Source organism: Kitasatospora cheerisanensis KCTC 2395 (assembly GCF_000696185.1).
Lineage (GTDB): Bacteria > Actinomycetota > Actinomycetes > Streptomycetales > Streptomycetaceae > Kitasatospora > Kitasatospora cheerisanensis.
Genome location: NZ_KK853997.1, coordinates 778418 through 785322 on the forward strand (window position 1 = coordinate 778418; position 6905 = coordinate 785322).

At 73.3% G+C, this 6905-nt stretch carries 5 protein-coding genes and 2 pseudogenes; 5 read left to right on the plus strand and 2 right to left on the minus strand.

From position 1 onward, the window contains the following. Positions 1 to 204: 204 nt before the first annotated feature. Both KCH_RS03430 and KCH_RS03435 read left to right on the plus strand, forming a co-directional pair. Positions 205 to 1679 (plus strand): annotated as a pseudogene (locus KCH_RS03430) (glycoside hydrolase family 10 protein); the annotation flags it as partial. A gap of 79 nt (positions 1680 to 1758) precedes the next feature. Next, entirely contained in the window at positions 1759 to 3201 is a 1443-nt protein-coding gene (locus tag KCH_RS03435) for a non-reducing end alpha-L-arabinofuranosidase family hydrolase (RefSeq protein WP_425268728.1), read from the plus strand. 160 nt (positions 3202 to 3361) lie between these two features. Here KCH_RS03435 and KCH_RS45820 read toward each other — a convergent pair whose 3' ends face one another. Further along, complete coding sequence (locus KCH_RS45820) at positions 3362 to 3898, minus strand: substrate-binding domain-containing protein (protein ID WP_279635935.1); 537 nt, start codon at positions 3896 to 3898, stop codon at positions 3362 to 3364. Further along, positions 3868 to 4758, minus strand: a pseudogene (locus tag KCH_RS46430) (LacI family DNA-binding transcriptional regulator); the annotation flags it as partial. The gene KCH_RS45820 and the pseudogene KCH_RS46430, both read right to left, overlap by 31 nt. Between KCH_RS46430 and KCH_RS03445 the strand changes: the two are divergent. From KCH_RS03445 to KCH_RS39065, 3 genes are all read left to right on the plus strand, one after another. After that, on the plus strand, positions 4722 to 5432 hold the full coding sequence (locus tag KCH_RS03445) for a YoaK family protein (RefSeq protein WP_425268729.1): 711 nt from the start codon (positions 4722 to 4724) through the stop codon (positions 5430 to 5432). The pseudogene KCH_RS46430 and the gene KCH_RS03445 sit on opposite strands and share 37 nt — an antisense overlap. 286 nt (positions 5433 to 5718) lie before the next feature. Beyond that, positions 5719 to 6000: a hypothetical protein gene (locus KCH_RS03450; RefSeq protein WP_035858821.1), complete on the plus strand. Its 282-nt coding sequence runs from the start codon at positions 5719 to 5721 to the stop codon at positions 5998 to 6000. A gap of 234 nt (positions 6001 to 6234) precedes the next feature. Then, a partial coding sequence (locus KCH_RS39065; RefSeq protein ID WP_084224144.1) for a carbonic anhydrase occupies positions 6235 to 6905 on the plus strand: 671 nt, incomplete at its 3' end.

Sequence of the window (6905 nt, forward strand, 5' to 3'; positions counted from 1 at the left end):
CACTCTCCCGCAGCAGGGATTGTTAGCGCTAACAGCGTGATCGAGGGTCCGGCTCCCACCATTCCCTCGACCACTCCCACCTGCACCGCGTGCCCTGCCGGCCGGAACGACGACGGCGGGCGCCTGCCCGCACGACCGTCGGCACGGGGCGCCCCGGCCTGCCCGGCGCGCCCTCTCCTCCCCACCCAAGGAGAACGATCCGTCATGCCATGGCTCAACGGGAAGACCCGCCTCCGCACGGCCGTTGCTCCGGCCGCCTGCGCGGCGCTCGGCCTGGTCGCCGTCCTCGCCGCCGGCCCGCGGCCCAGGCCGCCGGGGCGAGCACGCTCGGCGCGGCAGCGGCCGGCAGCAACCGCTATTTCGGCACCGCGGTGCCGACGGGCAAGCTCGGCGACTCGACCTACGCCACCGTGCTCGACCGGGAGTTCAACATGATCACCCCGGAGAACGAGATGAAGTGGGACACCGTCGAACCGTCCCGGGGCTCGTTCAACTTCGGCCCCGCCGACTCGATCGTCAACCACGCCGCCGCGCACGGCCAGCGGATGCGCGGCCACACCCTGGTCTGGCACTCCCAACTGCCCAGCTGGGTCAGCTCGATCGGCGACGCCAACACGCTGCGCAGCGTGATGAACAATCACATCACCCAGGAGATGACCCACTACAAGGGGAAGATCTACGCCTGGGACGTCGTCAACGAGGCGTTCGCCGACAACGGCAGCGGCCAGCACCGCAGTTCGGTGTTCCAGAACCTGCTGGGCAACGGCTTCATCGAGGAGGCGTTCCGCACCGCGCGGAGCGTCGACCCCTCGGCCAAGCTCTGCTACAACGACTACAGCATCGAGAACTGGTCGGACGCCAAGACCCAGGGCGTCTACTCGATGGTCAAGGACTTCAAGTCCCGCGGCGTGCCCATCGACTGCGTCGGCTTCCAGAGCCACTTCGGCAGCGGCGGCGCGCCGTCCAGCTTCCGCACCACGCTGTCCAACTTCGCCGCGCTCGGCGTCGACGTCCAGATCACCGAGCTCGACATCGCCCAGGCCTCCGCCACCGCGTACGGCGACGCCGTCCAGTCCTGCCTGGACGTCGCCCGCTGCACCGGCATCACGGTCTGGGGCATCCGCGACAGCGACTCCTGGCGCACCGGCGAGAACCCGCTGCTGTTCGACAACAGCGGCAACAAGAAGGCCGCCTACGGCACGGTGCTCAACGCCCTGAACAACAGCGGCGGCGGTGGCACGCCGAGCGGGGGCATCGTCTCCGGCACCGTGTACACGCTCACCGACGTGGCGGCCGGCCGGGTCCTCGACGAGCCCTCCGGGCAGACCGGCAACGGCACCCAGCTCCAGGTCTGGGACGCCAACGGCAGCGCCGCGAACCAGCAGTGGCGGGCCACCCAGAACAGCGACGGCAGCTACACCCTGGTCAACATCGCCAGCGGCCGCGCCCTGGACGAGCCCGGCGGGCAGACCGGCAACGGGACGCGGATGCAGGTGTGGGACTCCAACGGCGGCGCCAACCAGCACTGGCGGGCGACCCGCAACGGCGACGGCTCCTACACCCTGCTCAACGCCGCCAGCGGCCGCGCCCTGGAGATCCCGGGCGGCCAGACCGGCAACGGCTCCCCCGTCCAGATCTGGGACTCCAACGGCGGCGCCAACCAGCACTGGAACTTCAAGTGAGCCGGGCCGCGCCCGCCCCGACTCCCCGGCGCGGGCGCGGCCCGTCCCCCCACCCCCACCATCCCCAGGAGGTCCCGTGCACAGCCCAAGTCCGAGCCGCACCCGGTTGTCCGTGCTGCTCACCGCGCTGGTCGCGATTGTGGCCGCGCTGGCGGCGATGCTCGTCGCCGGCCCCGCCCGGGCCGCCACCACCGGCGCCCTGCGCAGCGTCCCGTCCGGCCGCTGCCTCGACGTGGTGGGCGGCAGCCAGACCGACGGCGCCCAACTTCAGCTCTACGACTGCTGGAACGGCACCAACCAGCAGTGGACGCTGACGTCCGCCAACCAGCTGACCGTCTACGGCAACAAGTGCCTGGACGTCCCCGACCACGCCACCACCGCCGGCACCCGGGTGCAGATCTGGGCCTGCAGCGGCGGCGCGAACCAGCAGTGGCGGGTGAACGCCGACGGAACGGTCACCGGCGTCGAGTCCGGCCTGTGCCTGGACGTCACCGGCGGCGCGACCGCCAACGGCACCGCCGTGGAGCTGTGGACGTGCAACGGCGGCGGCAACCAGCAGTGGACCGGCCTGACCGCGACCACCCCGACCACGCCCCCGGCGACCGGCACCAACTGCCCGCTGCCGTCCACCTACCGGTGGAGCTCCACCGGCGCCCTGGCGCAGCCCGCCAACGGCTGGGCCGCGCTGAAGGACTTCACCGACGTCGTCTACAACGGCAAGCACCTGGTGTACGCCTCGAACGTGAACGGCTCCTCGTACGGCTCGATGGCGTTCGCGCCGTTCACCAACTGGTCCGACATGGCCTCCGCCGCCCAGACCGGGATGGGCCAGGCCGCGGTGGCGCCCACGCTGTTCTACTTCGCGCCGAAGAACATCTGGATCCTCGCCTACCAGTGGGGCTCCTGGCCGTTCATCTACCGCACCTCCAGCGACCCGACCAACCCCAACGGCTGGTCCGCGCCGCAGCCGCTGTTCACCGGCAGCATCCCCAACTCCGGTACCGGCCCGATCGACCAGACGCTGATCGCCGACGACCAGAACATGTACCTGTTCTTCGCCGGTGACAACGGCAGCATCTACCGGGCGAGCATGCCGATCGGGAACTTCCCGGGCAGCTTCGGCTCCTCGTACACCACGGTCATGACCGACACCACCGCCAACCTGTTCGAAGCCCCGCAGGTGTACAAGGTCAAGGGCCAGAACCAGTACCTGATGATCGTCGAGGCGCGGGGGGCGAGCGAGCAGCGCTACTTCCGCTCCTTCACGGCCACCAGCCTGAGCGGCTCGTGGACCCCGCAGGCCGCCACCGAGTCCAACCCCTTCGCCGGCAAGGCCAACAGCGGCGCCGGCTGGACCAACGACATCAGCCACGGCGACCTGGTCCGCAACAACCCCGACCAGACCATGACCATCGACCCCTGCAACCTCCAGCTCCTGTACCAGGGCAAGTCCCCGACCGCGTCCGGCCCCTACGACCAACTCCCGTGGCGCCCCGGCGTCCTGACCCTGCAGCGCTGACCTGCGTCCCGGTCCGGTGGGCCCCGCCCGCCGGACCGGGACGGCGCGTGCCCCTGGAACGGACCGGGACGGCGCGGGCGCGCCCGTCGGACGGCTACCGGACCAGGACCGCGCAGGCCCGAAGGGCGGCCGGGACAGCGCGGGCCCGCCCGTCGGACGGCTACCGGGCCGGTCCTGCTCCCGCCGCGTCGGAGAACAGCGCGGCGGTGGCGCCCGTCCCGGGACTCCGCCGGGCGGCGGTGCTGGCCCTGACCACCAGCTCCGGCCGGACGCTCACGTGCGCGACGGAGCTGCCGGGCTCGTCGATCAGGCGCAGCAGCATGGCGATCCCCTCCCGGCCGACGGCGGTGAAGTCCTGCCGGACGGTGGTCAGCGGCGGCGTGAGGTAGGCGCCCTCCGGGAGGTCGTCGAAGCCCGCCACCGCGACGTCCTGCGGGATCCGCACCCCGGCCTCGTGCAGGGCGTGCACCACCCCGAGGGCCATGTGGTCGTTGGCGGCGAACACCGCGGTCGGCCGGGAGGGGGCGCCGCGGCGGGCGGCGGCGGCCACTTCGCGGCCGCCGCGTAGCCCGAGGCCGGGCTCCAGTCGCCCGCCAGGTGCGGGGGCACCGGCAGGCCGGCCGCCTCCAGCGCGGCGCGCCAGCCCTGCAGCCGCCCCTCGGCCTCGATCCACTCGCCGGGCCCGGCCACGTGCCAGATCCGCGTGTGGCCCAGCGACAGCAGGTGCTCGGTGACCGCCCGCGCCCCGGCGACCTGGTCGACGGCCACGCCGGGCAGGTCGAGGTCGTGCCCGCCCTCCACCGTCACGATCGGGAACGGCTGGGGCAGGCCGGCCAGCGCCGCCACGGTGTGCCGGTGCGGGGTCATCACCACGGCCCCGTCCACGCCCCAACTGCCCAGCCGTTCAAGGGCCTTGCCGAGCGCGTACTCGGTCAGCTCCTCCAGGCCCACGGACGCCACCAGGTAGTCCTCGCGCCGCGCGGCCCGTTCCAGGCCCGCCAGGATGCTGGCCGGCCCGAACAGGGTGGTGTTCGCGGCCACCACGCCGATCGTCCGGCTGCGCCGGGTCACCAGGGTCCGGGCCGCCGAGTTCGGCCGGTAGCCCAGCTCGGCGATCGCGCGCAGCACCCGTTCCTTGGTCGCCCCGCGGACGTTGGGGTGGTCGCTGAGCACGCGGGAGACCGTCTGGTGGGACACCCCGGCGACCTGGGCCACGTCGGCCATCGTGGGCGGTCTCCGCCCACCGGTCTCTGCCATGGTTCTCCCGTCCCGCCCGGCGCAGACCGGGCCACTGCCCGGTGTCCACCCTACTGGCCGCCCCCGCCGGGTGTCCCACGCCGGGCGACACGTCTGACGCCCCGCCAGGAACCGGCGGGACCGGCCCGGGCGCCGTCGCCGGGCCGGGCGCGCCGGGGCGTGTCGGCGGGTTCCGTGGGCGGGTTCCGGCGCCGGGCGGCGGCGCTCTGGCAGGCTACTGACCGCCCGTCGTCGCGCCGTCGCGCCGTCGCAGAGGAGTTGCCGTGTCCGCCGCCGCCCCGTCGTCACCGTCACCGCCATCGCAGCCACCGCCGCCACCGCCGCCGGCCGGCCCGGTCGGGGCGACCACCGAGGACGGCGACCCGCTGGCGCTGGCCCTGTTCGGGCTCACGGCGGTCAGCGGCCTGATCGACGCCGTCAGCTACCTCGGCCTGGACCACGTGTTCGCCGCCAACATGACCGGCAACGTGGTCGTCGTCGGCTTCGCGCTGGCCGGCGCGCCCGGCTTCTCCGTCCTCGGCTCCCTCACCTCGCTCGGCGCGTTCCTGCTCGGCGCGGCCCTCGCCGGCCGCCTCACCACCGGCCGCCTGCGTCCCGCGCTCGCCGTCGAGACGGTGCTCCACCTCGCGGCCGCCGGCGTCGCCTTCGCCTGGGGCACCCGCGGCGCGCTCCAGTACGGCCTGATCGCGCTGCTCGCTCTGGCCATGGGTCTGCGCAACGCCACCGTCCGCAGTCTCGGCGTCCCCGACCTCACCACCACGGTCCTCACCATGACCCTCACCGGTCTGGCCGCCGACACCCTCTCCGGCCGCCGCTCACCCCGCCAGCGCCGCCGCCTCCTCGCCACCCTCACCATGACCGCCGGCACCGTCCCCGGCGCGGTCCTCGTCCTGCACCAGCACCTCCCCTGGGCCCTCCTGCTCGCCGCCGCAGTCACCGCGGCCACCCTCTTCCTCTACCGCGAACCGTCCTGACGCCCCGCCACCCGCCGGTCCGGCAACCTCGGTGGCACGGTTCGGGACGGTCAGGACGGGCGGAACCGTGCGGGGCGAGGAGGCGTCGGACGACGGTGAGCGCGGCGTCGGGGTCGGGCAGGTCGTCCTGACTGCCGTTCCCCACACCCGAACTGACTGCCCGTCCGGTGCGCCGGTCCGGATCCGGCCATCCTCTCGCAACAATTGGTCCATACCATTGACGCGATCAACTCAACCCGGGCAAGATCGTCCCCGTCGATCCCCCGGAAGCCCGAGGAGCCCCCGCATGGCCGTCCGTCGCGCCGCCCAGGCCGCATCCACCCTCGCCCTCGGCGGCGCCCTGACGCTCGGCCTGGCCGGCACCGCCTCCGCCGCCCCGATCGCCGACCTGTCCGGCATGGGCTGCCCGACCTCGTACACCAACTACTACGGCAACGGCGGCTTCGTGCAGACGCTCACGTACACCTACACGGGCGGCAACGGGTACCGGTACGGGCACTACAACGTGGTGTTCCGCAACAACTTCGGCGACACCAACGAGGGCTCCCGCGACTACCGCTGCTACTGACCGGTCACCGGCCGGGCGGCCGCCGGGCGTCAACTCGCCGCCGGGACGTTCCGCGCGATCCGGCACGGCCGCACGGATGGCGCAGCCGCTGCATGATTATCGCCACCGCTACAGCGTTATCCGGACGAATCCCGCCGGAATCGACCGTTTCGCCCCGCTTCGGTAATGCCCCGGCCGCGTCCAGGAGGTGGCCCGGGCAAGACCGGGGACGGCCCGGGGACGTAGTCTGCGGGCATGACAGATGCCGCGCAGCTCACTCCCACGGAAGCCTTCGACTTGCTGCTGGCAGGCAACGGCCGGTTCGTCGCCGGCGGCCCCCAGCACCCGAACCAGGACGCCGCCCGCCGAGCCCAGACCGCACCGTCACAGGCCCCGTTCGCGGTCCTGTTCGGCTGCTCGGACTCCCGACTCGCTGCCGAGATCATCTTCGACCAGGGCCTCGGCGACCTGTTCGTGGTCCGCACCGCGGGCCACGTGATCGGCACCGAGGTGCTCGGCAGCATCGAGTACGGCGTGAGCCTGCTCGGCACCCCGCTCGTCGTGGTGCTCGGCCACGACTCCTGCGGCGCCGTCGCCGCCACCCGCGAGGCGGTCGCCGCCGGCACCACCGTCGAGGGCTTCGTCCGCGACGTGATCGAGCGGGTCACGCCGAGCGTGCTCGCCGCGAACGCCGCCGGACACACCGACAACTCCCACTTCATCGACGAGCACATAAGGCACACCGTGACCCTCCTGATGGAGCGGTCGCGCATCCTCTCCGACGCGGTCGCCGCCGGGCGCACCGCGGTCGTCGGCCTCTCCTACCCGGCCCTGGGGTCCCGGACCCGGGGGGCCACCCCCCGGGGGCCCCCCCCACCCCGGGTGGGGGGGTCCCCCCCCTGGGGGACCGGGGGGACCCCCCCTGG

Coding starts and splice junctions, on each gene's coding strand:
- KCH_RS03450 (WP_035858821.1), top strand. CDS start 5,719: ATGGCCGTCCGTCGCGCCGCCCAGGCCGCATCCACCCTCGCCCTCGGC.